The sequence below is a fragment of the Microbacterium sp. genome (assembly GCF_031178525.1).
Taxonomy (GTDB): domain Bacteria; phylum Actinomycetota; class Actinomycetes; order Actinomycetales; family Microbacteriaceae; genus Microbacterium.
The window spans coordinates 1-22,258 of sequence record NZ_JAPSJA010000015.1 but is presented as its reverse complement, the minus strand read 5'-3'; the positions used below and the strand labels follow the sequence as shown (position 1 = coordinate 22,258).

21 protein-coding genes and 1 tRNA gene are annotated in these 22,258 nt (G+C 70.8%); 15 read left to right on the top strand and 7 right to left on the bottom strand.

Annotation, left to right across the window (positions count from 1 at the left end; all coding sequences use genetic code 11):
* The 3 genes from RIF89_RS02430 to RIF89_RS02420 form a co-directional block, all read right to left on the bottom strand.
* Positions 1–1,058: bifunctional 3'-5' exonuclease/DNA polymerase (locus RIF89_RS02430; protein WP_309067570.1), on the bottom strand; the 1,058-nt coding region annotated here is incomplete at its 3' end.
* Positions 1,042–1,524 carry a reverse transcriptase-like protein gene (locus RIF89_RS02425; protein WP_309067569.1) on the bottom strand — a complete coding sequence of 161 codons (483 nt, stop codon included), beginning with the start codon at positions 1,522–1,524 and terminating at the stop codon, positions 1,042–1,044. The genes RIF89_RS02430 and RIF89_RS02425, both read right to left, overlap by 17 nt.
* Entirely contained in the window at positions 1,521–2,252 is a 732-nt protein-coding gene (locus tag RIF89_RS02420; RefSeq protein ID WP_309067568.1) for a C4-type zinc ribbon domain-containing protein, read from the bottom strand. Before RIF89_RS02420 ends, RIF89_RS02425 begins: the two co-directional genes overlap by 4 nt.
* A gap of 153 nt (positions 2,253–2,405) precedes the next feature.
* Between RIF89_RS02420 and RIF89_RS02415 the strand changes: the two genes are divergently transcribed.
* Positions 2,406–3,371, top strand: a complete 966-nt coding sequence (locus RIF89_RS02415) for an LLM class F420-dependent oxidoreductase (protein WP_309067567.1) — start codon at positions 2,406–2,408, stop codon at positions 3,369–3,371.
* A 91-nt stretch (positions 3,372–3,462) separates the two neighbouring features.
* Here the strand turns inward: RIF89_RS02415 and RIF89_RS02410 are convergent.
* Together RIF89_RS02410 and RIF89_RS02405 are read right to left on the bottom strand one after the other, a co-directional pair.
* A tRNA-Val gene (locus tag RIF89_RS02410) sits at positions 3,463–3,535 on the bottom strand.
* Positions 3,536–3,594: 59 nt separating this feature from the next.
* Complete coding sequence (locus RIF89_RS02405) at positions 3,595–4,383, bottom strand: MOSC domain-containing protein (RefSeq protein ID WP_309067566.1); 789 nt, start codon at positions 4,381–4,383, stop codon at positions 3,595–3,597.
* Between the two features lie 126 nt (positions 4,384–4,509).
* Here RIF89_RS02405 and aceE point away from each other — a divergent pair, with 126 nt between their 5' ends.
* The 6 genes from aceE (at position 4,510) to RIF89_RS02375 (ending at position 12,237) form a co-directional block, all read left to right on the top strand.
* On the top strand, positions 4,510–7,236 hold the full coding sequence (gene aceE, locus RIF89_RS02400; protein WP_309067565.1) for a pyruvate dehydrogenase (acetyl-transferring), homodimeric type: 2,727 nt from the start codon (positions 4,510–4,512) through the stop codon (positions 7,234–7,236).
* 8 nt (positions 7,237–7,244) lie between these two features.
* Entirely contained in the window at positions 7,245–8,504 is a 1,260-nt protein-coding gene (locus tag RIF89_RS02395) for a helix-turn-helix domain-containing protein (RefSeq protein ID WP_309067564.1), read from the top strand.
* Positions 8,505–8,641: 137 nt separating this feature from the next.
* A complete protein-coding gene (locus tag RIF89_RS02390) occupies positions 8,642–9,553 on the top strand; it encodes an ACP S-malonyltransferase (protein WP_309067563.1) in 912 nt (303 codons plus the stop codon).
* A 30-nt stretch (positions 9,554–9,583) separates the two neighbouring features.
* On the top strand, positions 9,584–10,585 hold the full coding sequence (locus RIF89_RS02385) for a beta-ketoacyl-ACP synthase III (protein WP_309067562.1): 1,002 nt from the start codon (positions 9,584–9,586) through the stop codon (positions 10,583–10,585).
* A 90-nt stretch (positions 10,586–10,675) separates the two neighbouring features.
* On the top strand, positions 10,676–10,921 hold the full coding sequence (locus RIF89_RS02380; protein ID WP_135113190.1) for an acyl carrier protein: 246 nt from the start codon (positions 10,676–10,678) through the stop codon (positions 10,919–10,921).
* 74 nt (positions 10,922–10,995) lie between these two features.
* On the top strand, positions 10,996–12,237 hold the full coding sequence (locus tag RIF89_RS02375) for a beta-ketoacyl-ACP synthase II (RefSeq protein WP_309067561.1): 1,242 nt from the start codon (positions 10,996–10,998) through the stop codon (positions 12,235–12,237).
* Between the two features lie 169 nt (positions 12,238–12,406).
* Here the strand turns inward: RIF89_RS02375 and RIF89_RS02370 are convergent, their stop codons facing one another.
* The gene (locus RIF89_RS02370; RefSeq protein ID WP_309067560.1) at positions 12,407–12,910 is read right to left on the bottom strand and encodes a DUF3145 domain-containing protein; all 504 of its coding nucleotides are present in this window, start codon (positions 12,908–12,910) and stop codon (positions 12,407–12,409) included.
* Positions 12,911–13,108: 198 nt separating this feature from the next.
* A complete protein-coding gene (locus tag RIF89_RS02365) occupies positions 13,109–13,651 on the bottom strand; it encodes a DUF2231 domain-containing protein (protein ID WP_309067559.1) in 543 nt (180 codons plus the stop codon).
* 189 nt (positions 13,652–13,840) lie between these two features.
* Here RIF89_RS02365 and RIF89_RS02360 point away from each other — a divergent pair, with 189 nt between their 5' ends.
* The 8 genes from RIF89_RS02360 to RIF89_RS02325 form a co-directional block, all read left to right on the top strand.
* Complete coding sequence (locus RIF89_RS02360) at positions 13,841–14,875, top strand: Ldh family oxidoreductase (protein WP_309067558.1); 1,035 nt, start codon at positions 13,841–13,843, stop codon at positions 14,873–14,875.
* Positions 14,876–14,989: 114 nt separating this feature from the next.
* The gene (locus RIF89_RS02355; protein ID WP_309067557.1) at positions 14,990–16,015 is read left to right on the top strand and encodes a DctP family TRAP transporter solute-binding subunit; all 1,026 of its coding nucleotides are present in this window, start codon (positions 14,990–14,992) and stop codon (positions 16,013–16,015) included.
* Positions 16,015–16,614, top strand: a complete 600-nt coding sequence (locus RIF89_RS02350) for a TRAP transporter small permease (protein ID WP_309067556.1) — start codon at positions 16,015–16,017, stop codon at positions 16,612–16,614. Before RIF89_RS02355 ends, RIF89_RS02350 begins: the two co-directional genes overlap by 1 nt.
* 3 nt (positions 16,615–16,617) lie before the next feature.
* Positions 16,618–17,901 (top strand): TRAP transporter large permease, encoded by a 1,284-nt coding sequence (locus RIF89_RS02345; protein WP_309067555.1) that lies wholly within the window; start codon positions 16,618–16,620, stop codon positions 17,899–17,901.
* Between the two features lie 31 nt (positions 17,902–17,932).
* The gene (locus tag RIF89_RS02340) at positions 17,933–19,300 is read left to right on the top strand and encodes an enolase C-terminal domain-like protein (RefSeq protein WP_309067554.1); all 1,368 of its coding nucleotides are present in this window, start codon (positions 17,933–17,935) and stop codon (positions 19,298–19,300) included.
* The gene (locus tag RIF89_RS02335) at positions 19,297–20,772 is read left to right on the top strand and encodes an aldehyde dehydrogenase (NADP(+)) (protein ID WP_309067553.1); all 1,476 of its coding nucleotides are present in this window, start codon (positions 19,297–19,299) and stop codon (positions 20,770–20,772) included. The genes RIF89_RS02340 and RIF89_RS02335 overlap by 4 nt, the downstream gene beginning before the upstream one ends.
* A gap of 5 nt (positions 20,773–20,777) precedes the next feature.
* Positions 20,778–21,938, top strand: coding sequence for a fumarylacetoacetate hydrolase family protein (locus tag RIF89_RS02330; RefSeq protein WP_309067571.1), 1,161 nt, complete (start codon positions 20,778–20,780; stop codon positions 21,936–21,938).
* A gap of 5 nt (positions 21,939–21,943) precedes the next feature.
* A partial coding sequence (locus RIF89_RS02325; RefSeq protein ID WP_309067552.1) for a GntR family transcriptional regulator occupies positions 21,944–22,258 on the top strand: 315 nt, incomplete at its 3' end.

Genomic DNA, 22,258 nt, shown 5'->3' with positions numbered 1-22,258 from the left:
GCGACGTCGGCCCCGACGATGCGCCATCCCGGATCGGCGCGCAGCGCCTCACGCAGCTGCCGCGGCAGCTGCAGGGCACCGCCGCCGGAGGACGCCCAACGTCCGGTGACGACGCCGCCCGGGACGTAGACGGGCCGGAAGCGCCCGTCGTGCACCCACTCGTCGAGCCACGCCCAGCCGTTCGCCGCGAGAAGCCGCGACAGCCTCTTGTATTCCAGCAGCGGCGGGATGGCGGGATGGTCGGCCCGCGACAGCTCCCACTTGCTCGTCGACTCCACGAGGATTCCCGCGTTGTGCAGGGCGCGCAGCAGCCGCGGCTGCGAGTCGAGCGGGACGGTCGGGTCCTCGAGCGCCTCGCGCACCTCGGCGGCCAGGCGTGCCATCTTCGCGGGTACACCGCCGGCCGCCCGCGGGCCGAGCACGTCGGTCAGGATCGCGCGGTGATGGTCGGCATCCCATGGGACGCCCGCGACGCGCATCTCCGCAGCCGCCAGCGCCCCGGCCGACTCGGCGGCGAGCAGCAGGCGCATGCGCCCCGGGTCGCTCGCGAGCGGCACGGCGGCATCCTGGCGTTCGAGTTCCGCCAGCACCTCTCGGATATCGTCGCGTCCCCGCGCCGGAGCGGACGATTCGAGCGAGAACAGCGTGTCCGCGCTCGCGGTGGTGTCGTCCGCGGCGGCGGTGTCCCACGCGGTCGCGGCGCGGAGCGCGTCCGCCGCGGGAACGGCGTCGCGCAGGATCGCGTGGCACAGCCGCAGGTCGTGGCAGCGGGCGACCCGCACGCCCGAGCCAAGCAGGCGCGGGTACCAGTCGGCCGTGTTCGACCACACCCAGCGGACGCCGCGGGCGCCCGCCGCGCTCTCCGCCTCACGCTCGGCCACCCAGGCGGGAAGTTCCGCCGCCGTCAGAGGACGACGGCCGCGTTCGCCGTTGCGGTCGAGGACGATCGCGACGATCCCGCCGTCCGCCGACCGGCCCAGCGCGATTCGCTCCGCATCGGCCCACGGCGACTCATCGGGCGCAGACGCCCGTGCCGCGGGCTCAGAGGAGAAGGTCACCGCCCGCCGCCTCGGGTGTGGCAGCAGAGGCATGCGGAGCGTCGAGATCCCGGCGGAAGCTCGCCTGCGCGTCCATCGACTCGTTCGCCGCGGCGTCCGCGAGCATGTTGGCGCCCCGCGGCACCCACTCGAACGTGACCCTGCGCCCCGCGACCAGTGCCTGCGCGCGGCGCGCGAGCGCCTGCATGTCGGGGTGCTTGATCTTCCAGCGCCCGGTCATCTGCTCGACAACGAGCTTGGAGTCCATGCGCACGTGGACCTCCGTCGGGTCGCGATCGAGCGCGGCCTGAAGGCCGGCGATCATCCCGTTGTACTCGGCGACGTTGTTCGAGGCCATCCCGAGATACACGCCCAGCTCGCTCAGCACGCCGCCCGTCGCGGGATCGATCACCACCGCACCGCCTGCCGCGACACCCGGGTTGCCCCGGGATCCCCCGTCTGCCTCGACGATGAGCGCTCCGGTCACAGGCCGGACTCCGCGGTGCGCACGAGGATGCCTCCGCACTCGGGGCACAGCGCCACCTCGTCGGCGGGCGTCGTGCGCAGCTTCTGCAGGTCGCTCGGCGAGAGCGTCATGTTGCACGAGCCGCACATGCCGCGCGTGAAGAGGGAAGCGCCCGTGCCGCGCTGGGCGAGACGGTCGTACAGCGCGAGCAGGGCGTCGGGGAGGCGCCCTGCGATCGCGGCGCGATCGCGCGTGAGAGCGTCTGCGTCCGCCGTCGCCTTGGCGACGAGCTCCTTCGCCTCGGCGCTCAGGCGCTGGCCCTCCGAGGTCGTCTCGTCCATGCGCGCCTGCTGCTCGGCGACGGCCGCCTCGGAGGCCTCGAGCTTCTCCATGATCTCGAGCTCGGCGTCCTCCAGCGCGCTGCGACGGCGGTCGAGCGACGCGATCTCGTGCTCGAGTCCCTGGGCATCCTTCGGGTTGGTGACCGCGTTCAGCCGCTCGGCGTCGCGGTTGCGTCGCGCGGTCACGACCTCGACGTCGGCCTCGATCCGCTTCAGCTCGGCGCGCAGATCGTCACGCGCTCCGGCCCGCGCCGCGAGCTCGCGGCCCAGCTCCGTGCGCTGGGCGATCAGCTCCTGCACGCGCGCGGCCTGCGGAGGGTTCTTGCGCGTGGCGGCGGCCTGCGCGAGGCGTCGGTCGATGTCGGCGACGTCGAGCAGGAGCAGCTGGTCGGCAGGGCTGGCTTTCACCCCTCCAACCTACCGCGCGGCCCGTCGGCTCTCGGGGCCGTGCGACGCCGGCATTTGCCTCATCCGTCGCGGATCCGCAAGCCCCGTGCGCAGGGAGATCCACGGCCCTAGCGTCGGAGGCGTTGCCCAGCATGCGCCCCGATGGAGGATCGGATGACCCGTTTCGGATACACCCTCATGACCGAGCAGAGCGGGCCGCGTGAGCTCGTCCGCTACGCCCAGCGGGCGGAGGAGGTCGGCTTCGACTTCGAGGTGTCGAGCGACCACTACTCCCCCTGGCTGACCACCCAGGGGCACGCGCCGTACGCGTGGAGCGTTCTCGGTGCAGTGGCGCAGGCGACCTCGCGCGTCGACCTCATGACGTACGTCACGTGCCCGACGATGCGGTACCACCCCGCCGTCGTGGCGCAGAAGGCCGCGACGATGCAGCTGCTGTCGGAGGGGCGCTTCACTCTCGGCGTGGGCTCGGGCGAGAGCCTGAACGAGCACGTCGTGGGTGAGGGATGGCCGGGCGTCGACCAGCGCCAGGACATGCTCGTCGAGGCGATCGAGATCATCCGCGCTCTGCACACGGGCGAGCTGGTGACGTACGACGGCACCTACTTCCGTGTCGACTCGGCGCGCGTGTGGGACGCTCCCGAAGGCGGTGTGCCGATCGGCGTCGCCGTGTCGGGTGAGAGCTCGCTGTCGCGGCTCGCACCGCTCGGCGACCACCTCATCGCCGTCCAGCCCGAGGCGGATCTCGTGAGGGGCTGGGACGAGCGCCACTCGGGCGAGTCCCGCAAGATCGGGCAGGTGCCGATCAGCTGGGACCCGGACAAGGACGCCGCGATCGCGCGCGCTCACGAGCAGTTCCGCTGGTTCGCCGGTGGCTGGTCCGTCAACGCGGACCTGCCGACGCCCGCGGGCTTCGCGGCCGCCTCGCAGTTCGTGCGTCCCGAGGACGTCGCGTCGTCGATCGCATGCGGGCCGGACCTTGACGAACTCGCGGAGAGCGTGCGCCCGTTCCTGGACGCCGGCTTCACGGACGTCGCGATCGTGCAGATCGGCGACGCCCGCCAGCAGGAGTTCCTCGACCAGGTCGCCGAGCCCCTGCTGGAGAGGCTGCGCGCGCTCTGAATCTTCCGCGGGACGCACGCGACGGTGGTGCCGAGCCCACCCGGGTCCGGCGCCGCCGTCGCGTACGGCGGCGCGGTGAGGCGACGAACGGTGGGCCCTGCCGGGATCGAACCGACGACACCCTGGGTGTAAACCAGGTGCTCTACCAGCTGAGCTAAAGGCCCGTTCTTCGATCCTAGGGCCGGTCCGTGGCGATGACAGCCGACCGGATCGGGGGGCGCACTCAGCCCACCGCGACGTCGTCACCCACCCGCAGGACGCCGCCGGGGCCGACGGGGAGGAGCAGGGTGCCGAGGGTGGGCTCGTCCTGCCCGATCCGCTTCGTGAGCGTCGGCAGCAGTCGCGCATCGCGCTCCCCCGTGTCGGGGTTGGCATGGATCGCGAGACATCGCGCGATCGGCTTCTGCACCTCGAAGGCCACGTCGCCGATCCGCACGAGGCCCGTCCACGCAAGCTCGCCCCAGGCGTCGATCCCGTCGATGACGATGTTCGAGCGGAAGCGGCGATCGTCGACGGGGGCGTCCACCAGCGCGTCGAGTGCCGCCACGGAGGCCGTGCTGTGCAGCGACGCGAACCCCCGCGGGCGATCCTGGAAGCGCGGCACCGCGCCGTCACCCACCAGTTCGAGCGGCAGACGACCGCTCGCCCGCAGACGCCGGGCATCCGACGTCGTCTCCACGAAGGCGGTCACCGCATCGGCGAGCCGACGGCGCCCCGCGGACTCCAGGGTCTCGTCGGCGAGCAGGTCGCCGTCGAGCGTCAGGCGCAGGCGCACACCGTCCCAGTGGACGCGGATGCGGGCAAGCGCCGGGAAGTCCATGAGGGACAGCCCCCGGCTCTTCGGCCAGTAGTCGAGCCCGTCGCGCTCTTCAGGCCGAGCGGCGTCCGCGAATCGGAACGCCAGCACGCGATCTCCGGCGATCCTGCCGTCGTCCTGCACCGTGAGCGCGTCGCGGGCTTCGGGCGTGAAGCCCTTCACGGGGTAGCGGTACAGGGCTTTCACGATCGGCACGGATCAATCCTGCCCCCTGTGGGGGGACTAGGCTGAAGGGCGATCACGCGTGCGCTCCGACCCGTCGGCGCACGCGCAGGCACGTTTGCGAGGCACGATCTGCCCCGCTCGACGAAAGGGCATCCGGTGGCTGTACACGACCAGGATCCGTACTCGCAGGGACCGCAGGACAGCGACCCGGAGGAGACCAGCGAGTGGCAGCAGTCGCTGAACGAGCTCGTCGACGCGAAGGGCCACCAGCGCGGTCGCGAGATCATGCTGAGCCTGCTGAAGCGCTCGAAGGACCTGCACCTGGGCGTGCCGATGGTGCCGACGACCGACTACGTCAACACGATCGCCCCCGAGGACGAGCCCGAGTTCCCCGGCGATGAGGAGCTCGAGCGCCGCTACCGCTCGTGGATCCGCTGGAACGCCGCCCTCACCGTGCACCGCGCGCAGCGCCCCGGCATCGGCGTCGGCGGCCACATCTCGACCTATGCGTCGTCCGCCGCGCTGTACGAGGTGGGCTTCAACCACTTCTTCCGCGGCCAGGACCACCCCTCGGGCGGCGACCAGATCTTCATCCAGGGCCACGCCTCGCCCGGCACCTACGCGCGCGCGTTCCTCGAGGGACGTCTGTCCGAGGGCCAGCTCGACGGCTTCCGTCAGGAGAAGTCGGCGGGTCAGAACGGTCTGTCGTCGTACCCGCACCCGCGCCTGATGCCCGAATTCTGGCAGTTCCCGACCGTGTCGATGGGCCTCGGCCCGATCAACGCGGTCTACCAGGCGATGACGAACAAGTACCTGGCCAACCGCGGCATCAAGGACGTCGGCGACAGCCACGTCTGGGCGTTCCTCGGGGACGGCGAGATGGACGAGGTCGAGAGCCGCGGCCAGCTGCAGGTCGCCGCGAACGAGGGCCTCGACAACCTCACGTTCGTCGTGAACTGCAACCTGCAGCGGCTCGACGGCCCGGTGCGCGGCAACGGCAAGATCGTGCAGGAGCTCGAGAGCTTCTTCCGCGGCGCCGGCTGGAACGTCATCAAGGTCATCTGGGGCCGCGAGTGGGACGACCTGCTCCAGCGCGACACCGACGGTGCGCTGCTGAACCTCATGAACGTCACGCCCGACGGCGACTTCCAGACCTACAAGGCCGAATCGGGCGCCTACATCCGCGAGAACTTCTTCGGTCGCGACCCGCGCGCGCTCGAACTGGTCAAGGACTACTCGGACGAGCAGATCTGGGGCCTGCGCCGCGGCGGCCACGACTACCGCAAGGTCTACGCGGCGTTCAAGGCCGCCATGGAGCACAAGGGCCAGCCGACCGTCATCCTCGCGCACACCATCAAGGGCTACGGCCTCGGGCCGCACTTCGAGGGCCGCAACGCCACCCACCAGATGAAGAAGATGACGCTGGAGGACCTGAAGCTCTTCCGCGACACCATGCACATCCCGGTGACGGACAAGCAGCTCGAGGACGACCCGTACCGCCCGCCGTACTTCCACCCGGGCGAGAACGACGAGACGATCCAGTACATGCTGGAGCGCCGTCGCGCGCTCGGCGGCTTCCTGCCGGAGCGCCGCAGCAAGTACACGCAGATCCCGCTGCCGCAGGACAAGGACTACGCCCTGCTCAAGAAGGGCTCGGGCACGCAGCAGGTCGCCACCACGATGGCGTTCGTGCGCCTCGTGAAGGACCTGCTCCGCGTCGACGGCTTCGGCAACCGCATCGTGCCGATCATCCCCGACGAGGCCCGCACGTTCGGCATGGACTCGTACTTCCCCACGGCGAAGATCTACAACCCGCACGGCCAGAACTACACGTCGGTCGACCGCGAGCTGCTCCTTGCCTACAAGGAGAGCCCGCAGGGTCAGATCATGCACGTCGGTATCAACGAGGCCGGCGCCGTGGCGGCGTTCACGGGCACCGGAACGGCCTACTCCACGCACGGCGAGCCGCTCATCCCGATCTACATCTTCTATTCGATGTTCGGCTTCCAGCGCACGGGCGACGCGCAGTGGGCTGCGGGCGACCAGATGGCGCGCGGCTTCATCATCGGCGCGACCGCGGGCCGCACCACCCTCACGGGTGAAGGCCTGCAGCACGCCGACGGCCACTCGCCGCTGCTGGCCTCGACCAACCCCGCGACGGTGTCGTACGACCCCGCCTACGGCTATGAGATCGCGCACATCGTGCGCTCGGGCATCGAGCGGATGTACGGCGGCCAGCACGAGGACCCGAACGTGATGTACTACATCACCGTCTACAACGAGCCCCTCGTGATGCCGGCCGAGCCGGAGAACGTGGACGTCGACGGCATCGTCCGCGGCATCCACCGCATCTCGCAGGGCTCGGGCGAGGGTCCCCGCACCCAGCTGCTCGCGTCGGGCGTGGGAGTACCGTGGGCGCTGGAGGCGCAGGAGCTGCTCAAGAACGACTGGGGCATCGTCGCCGACGTCTGGTCGGTCACCAGCTGGAGCGAATTGCGCCGCGACGGTCTCGCGGCCGACGAGCACAACTTCCTGCACCCCGACCAGGAGCCGAAGACCGCCTACGTGACGGAGAAGCTGAAGGACGCCGAGGGTCCGGTCATCGCGGTGAGCGACTTCATGCACGCCGTGCAGGACCAGATCCGACCCTGGGTGCCGCAGCGCTACCTCACGCTCGGCGCCGACGGGTTCGGCTTCTCGGACACCCGCCCCGCGGCTCGTCGCTTCTTCAAGATCGACGGCCCGTCCATGACCGTGCGCGCCCTGCAGGCGCTCGCGGACGAGGGCAAGGTCGACCGGGCCGTGGTCGGCCAGGCGATCGAGAAGTACCGGCTGCATGACGTCAACGCCGGCACGTCCGGCAACGCCGGCGGGGAGAGCTGAGCCCGCACGTGGCTCAGGACGCCCGCACGGCACCGACCGAGGGGGCCGCGCTCGACAAGGCGGCCACCCTCGCGTGGCTGCGCCGGATCTCGGGCGACCTGGCGACGGCGACCACGACACGGCTCGAGAACTCCCTGTCGTGGTACGCCGGCATGCCGCCGGCGCGCCGGTCGGCCGTGGGTCTCGTGGCGCAGGCGGGCATCACGTCCTTCATCCAGTGGTACGAGGACCCCACCTCCACGCCCTGGATCGCCGCGGACATCTTCGCCGCGGCTCCCCGCGAGCTGCTGCGCAGCGTCAGCCTGCAGCAGACGCTGCAGCTGATCCGGATCACGGTCGAGGTCGTGGAGGACCGCGTCGCGTCCAAGAGCGAGGACCTCCGCGAGGCGATCCTGCTGTACTCGCGCGAGGTCGCGTTCACGGCCGCCGACGTCTACGCGCGTGCTGCGGAGTCGCGCGGCCTGTGGGACGCCCGGCTCGAGGCGCTCGTCGTCGACTCGATCCTCACGGGTGAAGCCGACGAGGAGCTGCCCAGCCGGATCGCGGCCCTGGGGTGGCACGGTCACGGTCAGGCATGCGTGCTCGTGGGCACCGCTCCCCCGCAGTTCGACGTCGATCAGGTGCGACGCACGTCGCGCAAGCTCGGCGTCGACGTGCTCGTCGGCGTGCAGGGTTCGCGCCTCGTGATCGTGATCGGCCGCGCCCAGGAGGCCGATGCCGACGAGGACGCCGAGCCCGAGGGTCTGCCGTTCATCGAGGTCGCCCGGCAGCTGGAGCCCTCCTTCGGCGAGGGCTATCTCGTGCTCGGCCCGACGGTGCCTGCGCTCGTCGATGCGAGCCAGAGCGCGCGCGCCGCGCTCGCGGGCTTCGCGGTCGCGCGGGGCTGGCGCCACGCCCCGCGACCGGTCGAGGCCGACGACCTGCTGCCCGAGCGCGCCCTGGCGGGCGATTCGGTGGCCAAGCAGACCCTCGTCGAGAAGATCTACCGCCCGCTGGCGGCCCACTCGACCGACCTCGTCACGACCCTCTGGAGCTATCTCGACAACGGCCGCTCCCTCGAGGCGACGGCGCGCGAGCTCTTCGTGCACCCGAACACGGTGCGCTACCGCCTCAAGCGCGTGAGCGACGTGATCGGCTGGGACGCGACGGGACCGCGCGAGGCGCTCATCCTGCAGACCGCGCTGATCCTGGGCGCGATCGGATCGACAGACGTCGGACGTCGTCGCGCGGCCGTGCGCCGGCCCCGCGACGGCGCCCCACGCGGCTGAGCTCGCGCCGCGTCGCGGCTCAGACGGCGGCGCAGGCGGGACCGGCCTGCGAAGATGTCCGCCACGCACAATCGTTTCGCGTTTTCTTGTGAGGCCGCCGCCAGCAGCGACCCCCGGAACGTTGGCAGACTGGTCGAGTGATTGTCGTCGTCTGCCCGGGACAGGGCTCTCAGACCCCCGGCTTCCTCGCACCCTGGCTCGAGCTTGACGGCGCGGCAGACCGCCTCGCCGCGTTCTCCGACGCCGCGCAGGTCGATCTCGTGGCGCACGGCACGGAGTCCGGCGCCGAGGTCATCCGTGACACACGGATCGCGCAGCCCCTGATCGTGGCCGCGAGCATTCTTGCGTGGGAGCGGCTGACGCAGGGCGGTCAGCGCCCCGCCGGCGTCGCCGGTCACTCGGTCGGCGAGATCGCGGCGCTCGTCGCGGCGGGCGTCACGGATGCCGAGGCCGGCATGCGGCTCGTCGGTGTGCGCGGTCGCGCGATGGCGGACGCCGCCGCCGTGACCGAGACCGGCATGAGCGCGGTCGTGGGGGGCGACGAGCAGCAGGTCCTGGACGCGATCGCCGCGAACGGCCTGACGGCTGCCAATTACAACGGCGGCGGTCAGATCGTCGCGGCGGGAGAGCTGTCCGCTCTTGCGGCTCTCGCCGAGCAGGCGCCGCGCGGTGCGCGCGTGATCCCGCTGCAGGTCGCGGGCGCGTTCCACACGCCGTTCATGGCACCCGCGCAGGAGGCGCTGCGCGCGGCGGTCGCGGAGGTCGCCGGAGTGTCGGACCCCGCTCTCCCGCTCTGGACGAACAGCGACGGCGGCACGGTCGACGGCGGAGCGCGCGCGCTCGAGCTCATCGTGCACCAGGTCGCCAACCCCGTGCGCTGGGACCTCTGCATGGCGTCCTTCGCGGAGCACGGCGTCACGGGCATCATCGAGCTCGCTCCCGCCGGAGCGCTCGTCGGACTCGCCAAGCGCGGCCTGCGCGGCGTGCCGTCCGTCGCCGTCAAGACCCCCGACGACCTCGCGCCCGCGCTCGAGCTGCTCGCCGCCTGATCGCCCCCGATGCACAGAACGGAGACAGTCATGCCCGTCACCCTCAAGGAAGCCGTCGGGGTGCCGCATTCCCGCATCTACGCACTCGGTGCCGCGCGGGGCGAGCTCGCCGTGCCCAACGACGAGCTGATCGGCCCGATCGACTCGAGCGACGAGTGGATCCGTCAGCGCACGGGAATCGTCACGCGGGTGCGTGCCGTGCCGGAGACGGACGCGATCGACCTCGCGACAACCGCGGCGCGTGAGGCGATCGAGAAGTCGGGCGTGGACCCGGCTGAGGTCGACGTCGTGATCGTCGCGACCGTCAGCAACCCGAAGCAGACTCCCTCGGTCTCGGCGATCGTCGCCGACCGCGTGGGAGCCAACCCGGCGGCCGCCTACGACGTGAACGCGGCGTGCGCGGGCTATTGCTACGCCGTGGCCCAGGCTGACGCCCTGATCCGCTCGGGCGCCGCGCGTCACGCACTCGTGATCGGCACCGAGAAGCTCAGCGACATCGTCGATCCCACGGACCGCAGCATCTCCTTCCTGCTGGGCGACGGCGCCGGCGCGGCGCTGCTCGGTCCCAGCGAGGCACCCGGTGTCTCAGCCTCCATCTGGGGCTCGGACGGCTCCAAGGCGGGCGCCGTGGGCATGAACAACACGCTCACGGACTTCCGCGACGGCGTGGCCGAGTGGCCGACCCTGCGTCAGGAGGGCCCCACGGTGTTCCGCTGGGCCGTCTGGGAGATGGCGAAGGTCGCCAAGCAGGCCCTCGAGGCCGCCGGTGTCACGGCGGACGACCTCGCCGCGTTCATCCCGCACCAGGCGAATATGCGCATCATCGACGAGTTCTCCAAGCAGTTGGGCCTGCCCGAGACCGTCAAGATCGCCCGCGACATCGAGACGACCGGCAACACGTCGGCTGCGTCGATCCCGCTCGCGACCCACCGCCTGCTGCAGGAGAACCCCGAGCTGAGCGGCGGCCTCGCGCTGCAGATCGGCTTCGGCGCCGGACTCGTCTACGCCGCGCAGGTCGTCGTGCTCCCGTGAGGGGGCGAGGCGCGACTCTAGACTGAACCTCGGTTCCGTCGTCCCCGATCCATCCGATCCGAAACACCACCCGAGACAAAGGAGAACCCCATGGCATACACGACTGACGAGGTCCTCGCCGGCCTGGCCGAGCTCATCACCGACGAGACGGGCATCGCCGCCGAGGAGGTCGCGCTGGAGAAGTCGTTCACGGACGACCTCGACATCGACTCGATCTCGATGATGACGATCGTCGTCAACGCCGAGGAGAAGTTCGGCGTGACGATCCCCGACGACGAGGTCAAGAACCTCAAGACCGTGAAGGACGCGGTCGACTTCATCACCAACAACCAGTGACATCCGCGGTGCCGCAGCCGTCCGACGACAGGCTGCGGCACCGGTCCCCTCCATCGGAGCACGAGGAACCACACATGACCAAGCGAATCGTCGTGACCGGAATCGGCGCCACGTCGTCGATCGGCGGCACGGCACCCGACAACTGGACGAACCTCCTCGCCGGCGCCTCGGGCGCCCGTCCGCTGGAGCACGACTGGGTCGCCGAGTACGAGCTTCCCGTGACCTTCGCGGCCGAGGCCATCGTCCGCCCTGAGACCGTACTGCCGCGCCCGCAGGCGAAGCGCCTCGACCCCTCGTCGCAGTTCGCGCTCGTGGCCGCCATGGAAGCGTGGGAGGACGCGGGCGCACCGGAGGTCGACCCCGACCGCCTCGGCGTCGACTTCGCCACGGGCATCGGCGGCGTCTGGACCCTGCTGGACGCGTGGGACACGCTGCGCGAGAAGGGCCCCCGTCGCGTGATGCCGATGACGGTGCCCATGCTGATGCCGAACGCGGCAGCCGGCAACCTGTCGCTGCACTTCAACGCGCGCGCGTTCGCGCGCACGGTCGCCTCCGCATGCGCCTCGAGCGTCGAGTCGATCGCCAGCGCGTACGAGCACCTGCAGCTTGGCATCGCCGACGTCGTCATCGCCGGAGGCACCGAGTCGGCGATCCACCCGATCACGGTGGCGTCGTTCGCCTCGATGCAGGCCCTATCGCGCCGCAACGACTCCCCGTCGACCGCCTCTCGGCCGTTCTCGTCCGATCGCGACGGCTTCGTGATGGGCGAGGGCGCCGCGGTGCTGATCCTCGAGACGGAGGAGCACGCGCTGGCCCGAGGCGCGCGGATCTACGCCCGCCTCGAGGGAACGGCCGTGACGGCCGATGCCCACCACATCACGGCGAACGACCCGAGCGGCGCCGGTGCGTCCCGTGCCGTGCGCCACGCGCTCGAGCAGGCGGGCCGCACGCCCGACGAGGTCACCCACATCAACGCGCACGCCACGTCGACGCCGGTCGGCGACCCGGCCGAGTACGCCGCGCTGCTGTCGGTCTTCGGCGATCGCGTCCACGACATCCCCGTCTCCGCGACGAAGGCGTCCACCGGACACCTGCTGGGCGGCACGGGCGCGCTCGAGTCGGTGTTCACGATCCTCGCGCTGCGGGACCGCGTCGCTCCCCCGACGATCAACCTCGTCGATCAGGATCCGGCGATCCCCCTGAAGGCGTCGACCGCGCCGCAGGAGCTGAGCAGCGACCCGCAGCTGGCGATCTGCAACTCGTTCGGCTTCGGCGGTCACAACGCCGTCGCGGCGTTCGCGTCCTACGACGACTGATCCGCGCTCTCCGCGCACACGAAAGAGGCGGCCCCTGGTTCCCAGGGGCCGCCTCTTCTCATTCCGGAGTGACGTGTTCTCACCCGCCGGGACGTGTCACCGGTGGACGGTACCGACGCCGCTCCGTGATCTGCACGCGCCGGTCAGCCGGCGGCGCACGCGGGAGAGGCTATCCGACTTTGTGGAGCCAGACCACGGGCGCGTCGTCGCTTGCGTGACGGAACGGCTCGAGCTCGACGTCCCACGCCGAGCCGAGCGCGATGTCGAGCTCACGCTGCAGCTCGATCGGGTCGCCCGCAGCGACCTCCATGGCGTACCGGATGCGGTCCTCGGGCACGACGACGTTCCCGACGGTGTCCATCTGCGCGTAGTGGATACCGAGGTCGGGTGTGTGCATCCAGCGCCCGCCGTCGCTGCGCGGTGTCGGGTCCTCGGTCACCTCGAAGCGCAGGTGCTCCCACCCGCGGATCGCGGTCGCGAGAGCCGCTCCGGTGCCGGCGGGGCCCTCCCAGTAGAACTCGGCGCGCCGCGCTCCGGACAGCACAGGCTGATCGGCCCACTCGAAGTTCACGGCACGGCCGATCGAGCGGCCGACCGCCCACTCCAGGTGGGGGCACAACGCGCGTGGCGCTGAGTGGATGTAGACCACTCCGCGCGCGATGGGTGTCGCCATGATCTCTCCGTTTCGTCAGGTGCGTCTTCCCCTACGACCTGACCGGCGGATCCGGCTGACGTGTATTCGGTTCTCCCAGCATTATGACGGCGACCTGCCGGAATCACAAGCGTGTGATTCCGGGCCCGCCGAGGGAGCCGCGCGCGGCTCGCAGCGGCGCGACGCGGGTCTACATGCTGCGATCGTGAGGCGCGACGGTCATCGTCCCGCTGCCTCGGCCGGCGTCTCGTGTCCGCGGCGCTGGGTCTCCTCGTCGGCCACGCGCACGCCGAACCGGTAGGCGAGTTCGCCACCGAGGAAGCCGGAGGCACCGACGAGCAGGAAGGCGATCAGGCTGAGGACGAAGCCGCCCACGCTCGCCTCCTCGGGCTCTCCGAGCCGCACAAACAGGCTGACGGCGAAGAGGATCGTCGCCACGGTGTTGAGCAGGAGGTGGGCAAGACCCACGCGCCGCGCCTTCGTGCCCCGCGCGAGATTCGCGTAGTCGAGCAGGCCGAAGACGGCCGCGAGCAGCGCCCCCGCGATTCCGATGCCGACCAGCCAGAGCGCACCGACCGCGAACGCATCGTCCTGCGTGATCAGGGCGACGATGTCGAAGACGATGCTCGCGGTCCACGCCCCGATCGGGATCGTGATGAGCATCGCGTGGAACGGATGCCCATAGGGTCCCGCGAGCGGCGTGCGCGGCTGCTTCGCACGGTACATCGCGGAGTTCTGCTGCGTGGAGGGGGCGTCGTCCATCGGGTGCTCCATTCGCCTCGGTCGGTGAATGCGACGCTAACGGCCGAGCGGGGGAAGGGATACGGCCTTGCGTGCGCGGAACGGACGCATTAGGCGAGGGTCTCTCCGAGGGGGTTGCCAACGCCGCGCTGACCCTATACGTTCGTACGAGTTCCTATAGTTACAGGTTGAGACAGGACGAGGGTGTCCATGAACTTCTCCGTCGATTCGCTTCTGCGGCTGGCAGCCGACGCGCTCGCGTCGCAGACCGTCCCCGCGCCCGATGCCGAGCTCACCGCGCGATCCCTGGTGCAGGCCGACCAGCGCGGCATCCACTCGCACGGCCTGCTGCGACTGCCGCTGTATGTCGATGCTCTCAAGCAGGGCGGCATCAATCCGCGCCCCGACGTGACGCTCACGCGCGACAGCGGCGCGACCGCGCTGGTGAACGCCGACGCGGGCCTCGGCCAGGTCGCGATGCAGGCGGCCGTGGATCTCGCGATCGAGCGCGCGGCGCGGCACGGCGTGTGCGTCGTCGCGGTCGAGCATTCGAGTCATTACGGCGCCGGCGCGTTCTGGACCGATCAGCTGGTCGCGCGCGGCATGGTGGGCATCCTGACGTCCAGCACGGGGCCGACGGTGGCCGTGCACGGCGGCGCGCGCAAGGTCCTGGGCACGAACCCCCTGACCATCGCCGCGCCGAGCGGGCGCGATCTTCCCCTGACGGTCGACATGGCCACATCTGCTGGGGCTTTCGGCAAGGTGATCGCAGCCCGACAGTCGGGGACGCAGATCCCCGAAGGCTGGGCCGTCGGTGCCGACGGCCGCCCCACGACGGATCCGAACGAAGCGGCCGCGGGCTCGCTGCTCGCATTCGGCGGGCACAAGGGGTCTGGCCTCGCCGTGCTGCTGGAGGCCCTGTCGGTCGCGCTCGGCGATGCGACGTTCGCGTACGAGACCCAGGACATCTGGGACAACCCGGCCTCGCGGATGAACAACGGCCATCTGCTCATCGCGATGGACACCGCGGCGTTCATCGGGCGCGATCGGACCGAGGCGAAGGTGCGCGGTCTGCAGGATGCGATCGGCGCCTCCGGCGACGACGTGATCCTGCCGGGCCAGATCGAACACGACAACGGTGCGCGCTGGTCGTCTCACGTGCCGCTGAGCGACAGCACCGCGGCGGCGCTGGATCGCCTGGCGGCGGAGCTCGGCCTGGAGACCGCCGCCCGTGCGGACGGCTGACGCGGACGCGAGCCCGGCACCACAGGCACAGCGACGCAGCGGCAACGCGTCGCCAGGAGACAACGGTCGCTCGACGGTGAGCGTCCGGACGAGGAGAAGATCATGAGAAGAAGGATGAGCGCCGCGCTTGGGATCGGCGCCGTCGCCATCGCGCTGTCGGGTTGCTCGCTGCTCGAGCCGGTCGACGTCGCGCCGGACGAGGTGGCCGCGCCGGAGCCGGGAGCGCGCGTGCTGCGCTTCGCGAACGGCTACGAGCCTTCTCACCCCGTGAACAGGTGCGGCGTGGAGCCCATGAAGGAGCAGCTCGCTGCTGCGGGCATCGACCTGCGCTCCTATCCCGCCGGACAGCTCGGCAGCGAGGCGGCGCTCGTCGAGCAGGTCGCGACAGGCGCCCTCGACATCGGCATCGCGGGCGGATCCTTCCTCGGGGAGTGGTACGAGGACGCGGCGGTCGTGGACGGCGCCTACCTGTTCCGCGACGTCGACGAGTTCGACGAGGCCACGACCGGGCCGGCGCTCGCGGAGGTGTACGACAGGATGGCCGAGGAGACCGGACTGCGCGTGGCCAGCTACTGGTACTACGGGACACGGCTCATCACCGCCGACAAGCCGGTGACCGCGCCCGAGGACCTGCGGGGGCTGAAGATCCGGACACCCGACGCGCCGCTCTACCTGATCAACTTCGGCATCATGGGCGCCACCGCGACGCCCATGGCGCTCAGCGAGGTCTACCTCGGTCTGCAGCAGAACGCGATCGACGCTCAGGAGAACCCGATCCCCACGATCGCCTCGTCCAACTTCCAGGAGGTGCAGGAGTACGTCAGCCTGACCGGGCACATGGTGCAGGGCGTCCAGATCGTGACCACCGATCGGCTGCTCGAGTCGCTGGAACCGGCGCAGCGGGAGGCGCTCGAGTCCGCGATCGAGACGGCTCGCCTCAGCGTGCGCGACTGCATCGTCGACGAGGAGCAGCAGATCCTCGCGGAGTGGAAGGACACCGGCGCGATCGACGTGGTCGAGGACGTCGACGTCGACGCCTTCCAGCAGCGCATCGCCGCGGAGCTGCCGTCGCAGGTGCCGTGGGGCGACCTCTATCTGCAGATCCAAGAGGACCTCGCGGCCGAGAACGAGGAGCAGTGATGACCGACGCCACCGACGACCAGACACAGCGCGGCGGCGTGGAGCTGCCGCCGAAGACGGAGGCGATCCGCGACGTGCTGGAGCGCCGCCATCCCGCCTACGAGTGGATGATCAACATCGAGCGGGTGATCAGCTCCGTGCTGCTCGTCGGCGTGTTCGCCCTGGTGCTCACGCAGGTCTTCACGCGCTACGTGCTCGGCTCGCCGCTGACGTGGACGGAGGAGGCGTCGCGGCTCGCGCTGGTGTGGCTCGCGTTCCTGGCGGCCGCCTTCGTCAGCTCGCGGCGCGCGCACATCACCGTCGACCTCATCGCCACCGTGCTCCCCCGTGCCGCCGCCAGGGCGATCGGGATGCTCGCCCAGGTGCTCGTCATCCTGGCCGCCGCGTTCCTCACGTACGCCGGGTTCAGCATGATGCTGGTCGTCGCGGGAATCGACCTCGCGGCGACGCGGCTGCCCACGGCGGTGCTCTACGCAGCGGCCACCGTCGGCTTCGCCCTCATCCTCATCCACTCGCTGCTCGCGCTCTACATGCAGGTGAGGTACCCGGCAGAGGAGCCGGACCCCAGCGTGAAGGCCGCCGAGCTGGAAGGTCTCTGATCCATGGTCCTGCTGCTGATGATCCTCGCCCTGCTCGTGCTGCTCCTGCTGCGCGTGCCCGTGGCCTTCGCCCTGTTCATCCCGTCGGTCCTGTACATCCTGATCGACCCGACGGCGACGCCCGCGCTCGCGGTGCAGCAGGCAAGCGCCGGCCTGTTCAACTTCGCGATCCTCGCCGTGCCGATGTTCATCCTGCTCGGCAACCTCGCGAACGTCTCCGGCGCCACCGACCGCCTCTACGACGCGGCCGTCTCGGCGATCGGGCATGTGCGCGGCTCGCTGGGGTACGTGAACATCCTCACGAGCTTCGGCTTCTCGTGGATCAGCGGCGCCGCCATCTCGGACGCCGCCGCCATGGGCCGCATCCAGGTTCCCGCCATGATCCGGCGCGGCTACCCCACGGGCTTCTCGCTGGGCATCACGGGGGCGTCGTCGTTGATCGCCCCCATGCTGCCGCCGAGCATCCCCGCCATCATCTACGCCGTCACGGCGGGTGTGTCGGTCGGCGCGCTGTTCATGGCCGGCATCGTGCCCGCCCTGGTCCTGGTGCTCGCGCTCGTCGTCACGGTGTGGCTTATGATGCGAAAGCACGAGGGCCTGCGGCTCGAGCGCGCTAGCTGGAGCCGGCGCGGCAAGGACCTGCTCCGTGCGCTCCCGCCGGCGGGCGCCGCGGTGATCATCCTGGGCGGCATCCTGACGGGCGTCTTCACGCCCACCGAGGCCAGCGCGGTGGGCGTCGCCTACGTTGCGATCCTCGCGCTGTGCTACCGCAACCTGGGTTGGGCGAATCTGCGCCACGCGCTCGTCAGCAGCGTGGAGACGACGGGAGGCGTGCTCATCATCGTGGGCGGCGCGGCGCTGTTCGGCTGGGTGCTCGCTCGAGAGCAGGCGCCGCAGATCGCGGCCGAGTTCATCCTCGGCCTGACGAGCCAGCCGCTGTTCTTCCTGATCCTGGCCAACGTGCTGCTGCTCATCGTCGGAGCCGTGCTGGAGCCGACATCGGCGATCCTGATCCTCGCGCCCGTCCTGGTGCCGGTCGCCGAGGCGTTCGGGCTGAGCCCCGTGCACTTCGGCGTGATGATGATCTTCAACCTGATGATCGGGCTGCTGACCCCGCCCGTCGGCCTCGTCCTGTTCGTGCTGTCGTCGGTGACGAAGATGCCGGTCACGACCGTCATCAAGGGCACCGTGCCGTTCTACGTGCCCATGCTGGCGACCCTGGTGCTGATCGCCTTCGTCCCCGCGCTGAGCCTGTGGCTCCCGGGAGCCCTCGGCTTCGCGCTCTGAGCGCGCCCCACATCGTCAAGGAGAGGAAACAATGACCGCCATCACCGAGATCGTGACCCGCGATATCCGCTTCCCCACATCGCTCGAACTCGACGGATCGGATGCCGTCAACGTCGATCCCGACTACTCCGCCGCGTACGTGGAGATCCGCACCGACAAGGGTGAGAGCGGCTTCGGCCTCGTGTTCACCTGCGGTCGGGGCAACGAGATCCTGGTGAACGCGATGCGCAGCTACGCGCACCTGCTGGAGGGCCGCGACGTCGATCAGCTGCTGGACGACCTGGGGGGTGCCTCGAAGCTGCTCGTGCACGACTCGCAGCTGCGCTGGCTGGGGCCCGAGAAGGGTGTGACGCAGATGGCGGCCGGCGGCCTGATCAACGCCCTGTGGGATCTCAAGGCGCGCCGCGCGGGCAAGCCCCTGTGGCGGCTGCTGGCGGAGATGAGCCCCGAGGAGATCGTCGCGGCCGTGGACTTCACCCACATCCGCAACGCGCTGAACGAGGAGCAGGCCCTCGAGATCCTGCGGGCCGCGGAGCCCGGCAAGGCGGAGCGGATCGCTCAGCTGCAGACCGAGGGGTACCCCGCCTACACCACCAGCCCCGGCTGGCTGGGGTACAGCGACGAGAAGCTCGTCCGTCTCGCCAAGGAGGCCGTGGCCGACGGGTACACGCAGATCAAGCTCAAGGTGGGCGGCACGCTGGACGACGACCGTCGCCGGATGCGGCTCGCCCGCGAGGCGGTCGGGCCGGACATCCGCATCGCGATCGATGCGAACCAGAAGTGGGAGACGTACGAGGCGATCGATTGGGTCAACGCGCTCGCAGAGTACGACCCGTACTGGATCGAGGAGCCCACCAGCACCGACGAGATCCTGGGGCACGCCGAGATCCGCCGGGGCGTCGCCCCCGTCAAGGTCGCCACCGGCGAGGCCGTGCACAACCGCATCATGTTCAAGCAGCTGCTGCAGGCGGAGGCGATCGACATCCTGCAGCTCGACTCGACCCGCGTGGCGAGCGTCAACGAGAACCTCGCGATCGTGCTGCTGGCCGCGCGCTTCGGCGTGCCCGTGTGCCCGCACGCCGGCGGCGTGGGCCTGTGCGAACTCGTGCAGCACTTCTCGTTCTTCGACTACGCGGCCGTGTCGGCCACGCAGGAGGACCGGGTGACGGAGTTCGTCGACCACCTGCACGAGCACTTCGCCGAGCCCGCCGTGGTGGAGCGTGGCCGCTATCTCGCTCCGCAGAAGCCCGGCAACGGCGCGGAGATGCTGGCCTCGTCGCTCGACGAGTGGGAGTTCCCGGACGGCCCGGGCTGGGCCCGCGTGGCCGGCCAGGCGGCGGCGACGTCGAGCGGCGCGGCCAGCGCCCTGAACAGCATCGAGGAGAGGACCGCCGGATGACGACCACGGTGTTCGAAGGCACGACCGGCGCCGACGAGGCGATCCGCGCGGCCCACGCCGCGTTCCTCGAGGGGCGCACGCACAGCCGCGACGAGCGCGCATCGTGGCTCGAGGCGATCGCCGACGAGCTCGAGGCGCATCGCGAGGAGCTCGTCCGCCTGGCCGGCGAGGACACGCACCTGCCCGAGGCGCGCCTGAACGGCGAGCTGACGCGTTCGGTGTTCCAGCTGCGCCTGCTCGCGGACGAGGTGCGCAAGGGCGCCTTCCTCGATGCGACGATCGACCACGCCGACCCCGACTGGGGCATGGGCCCCCGGCCCGACCTCCGACGCATGAATGTGCCGCTCGGGGTGGTCGGCGTCTTCGGAGCGTCGAACTTCCCGTTCGCGTTCTCGGTGATGGGTGGCGACAGCGCTTCTGCGCTGGCCGCCGGCTGCGCCGTCGTGCACAAGGTGCACGACGCGCACGCAGGCCTGGGACGTCGCACGGTGGAGCTGGTCGTCGACGCGCTCGCGCGCGCCGGAGCGCCGGAGGGGCTGTTCAGCGGCCTGCTCGGGCGCGACGCCGGCACGGCGCTCGTGGATCATCCCCTCACGCGGGCCATCGGCTTCACGGGCTCCGAGCGGGTGGGCCGCCTGCTGCTGGATCGTGCGGCGGCGCGCCCCGAGCCGATCCCGTTCTACGGCGAGCTCGGGAGCATCAACCCCGTCGTCGTCACGCCCGGCGCGTGGCGCGAGCGGGCCGACGACATACTGAGCGGCTTCGCCGCGTCGATGACGCTCGGACTCGGCCAGTTCTGCACGAAGCCCGGCCTGCTCTTCCTCCCGTCCGAGGCCGTCGAGCGCGCGCGGGAGAAGCTGCCCGCCCTGCTGCAGGATGCTCCCACCGGCGCCGGCGCGATGCTCTCCCGGAGCATCCACGAGGGGTTCCTGCACAATCGCGGTCTCGTGGAGGAGACGCCCGGCGTGGAGCCGCTCCTCGAGGGAGGTGCGGGCGACCCGCCCTCCCCCGCGCTGTTCGCGGTGGCCGCTGCCGACGTCGGCGAGGACTCCCCCGTGCTCACGAGCGAGATGTTCGGCCCGGCCGCCGTGGTGGTGTCGTACGCGTCCGAGGAGGAGCTGCTCGCGACGCTCGATCACCTTCCGGGGCAGCTCACGGGCGGCATCCACAGCGCCGACGGCGAGGCGATCGGGCCGATCGCGTCCGCGCTGACGGATCGTGCGGGTCGCGTGCTGCGCAACGGCTGGCCCACCGGGGTGACGGTGTCCTACGCGCAGCAGCATGGCGGCCCCTACCCTGCCACGACCAGCGGCACCACGTCGGTGGGGACGGCTGCGGTCGGGCGATTCCTGCGGCCCGTCGCCTTCCAGGACTTCGCCGACGCCGACCTGCCGCCCGAGTTGCAGGAGGCGAACCCACAGCGCATCTCGCGTCGCGTGGACGGCGTCTGGGTCGAGGTGAAGGAGGCGTGAACGAGATGGCGGCAACCGCGCTCGATGTCCTCCCGCGAGACGACGATGCCCTGCTGGTGGGGCGCGTCTACGACGCCGAGCGGGGCGCGCCGGTGCCCGTGCTGGTGCGCGGAGGCCGCGTCTGGTCGCTGGCGGGCGCGGCGCGCACCGTGTCGGACCTGTTCGACCGCGAGGACCACCTGGAGGTGCTGCAGCGAACCTCCGACGCGGAGGCGACGTGGGGTGCTTCCGAGATCGCGCTGCCGGGAAGTGCGACCGAGGGCGGGCGGCTGACCCTCCTGCCCCCCATCGACCTGCAGGCGATCAAGGCGTGCGGCGTGACGTTCGCCGGGTCGATGATCGAGCGCGTCATCGAGGAGCGCTCCCACGGTGACGCGCGGCGCGCGGCCGAGGTGCGCGAGGAGATGTCGCGCGCCGTCGGCACCGACCTGGCGGGCGTCCGCCCCCACACTCCGGCGGCCGCGGCGGTGAAGGAGCGGCTGGTCGCGCGGGGCTGGTGGTCCCCGTATCTGGAGGTCGGGCTCGGACCCGATCCGGAGGTGTTCACGAAGGGTCCCGTGCTGTCCTCGGTGGGCACTGGCGACGACATCGGCGTGCCCTCGTTCTCCTCCTGGAACAACCCCGAGCCCGAACTGGTCCTTTCCGTCGATCCGCGCGGCCGGATCGTCGGCGTCACCCTCGGCAACGACGTGAACCTCCGCGATGTCGAGGGACGCAGCGCGCTGCTGCTCGGCATGGCGAAGGACAACAACCGCTCGACGGCGATCGGGCCGTTCATCCGGGTGCTCGACGACGCCTTCACGATCGACGATGCGCGGAGCCTCACGATCGACCTCACGGTCACCGGGGCGGACGGGTACGTGCTGCGCGGCGAGAACACGGTGTCCGCGCTCAGCCGCAGTTTCGAGGAACTCGTGCACGCCGCGCACGGCGACCACCATCAGTATCCCGACGGATTCGTGCTCTTCACCGGCACGCTCTTCGCCCCGACGGAGGACCGCACGGTGCCCGGCGAGGGCTTCACGCATCGCCTCGGCGATGTCGTCGCGATCGAGAACCAACGGCTCGGCGCGCTGATCAACACCGTCCGGCGCACCGAGGAGCTGCCGCCGTGGACGTACGGGATCCGGAGCCTCTTCGCCGATCTCTCGCGGGAGCTAGTCTGAGCGGGATGTCAGAACCAGCAGGTCGGCCCGAAGCGGCGCGCTCCGCGGCCGCCTCGGTGTACGAGCGGATCCGCACGATGATCCTCGCCAACGAGATCGCGCCCGGTGAGAAGCTCAACATCGATCAGCTCGCCCGACAGATCGGCGTCTCACAGACGCCCGTGCGGGAAGCCCTCCAGCGTCTCGAGGGCGATCAGCTGGTGGTGGCCCGGCGGCCGCGCGGCTATGCCACCACTCAGCTGCTGGACGAGCCCGGCCTTCGCCACATGTTCGAGGTGCGCCTGCTCCTCGAGCCGTGGAGCGCCCGTGCGGCGGCTGTC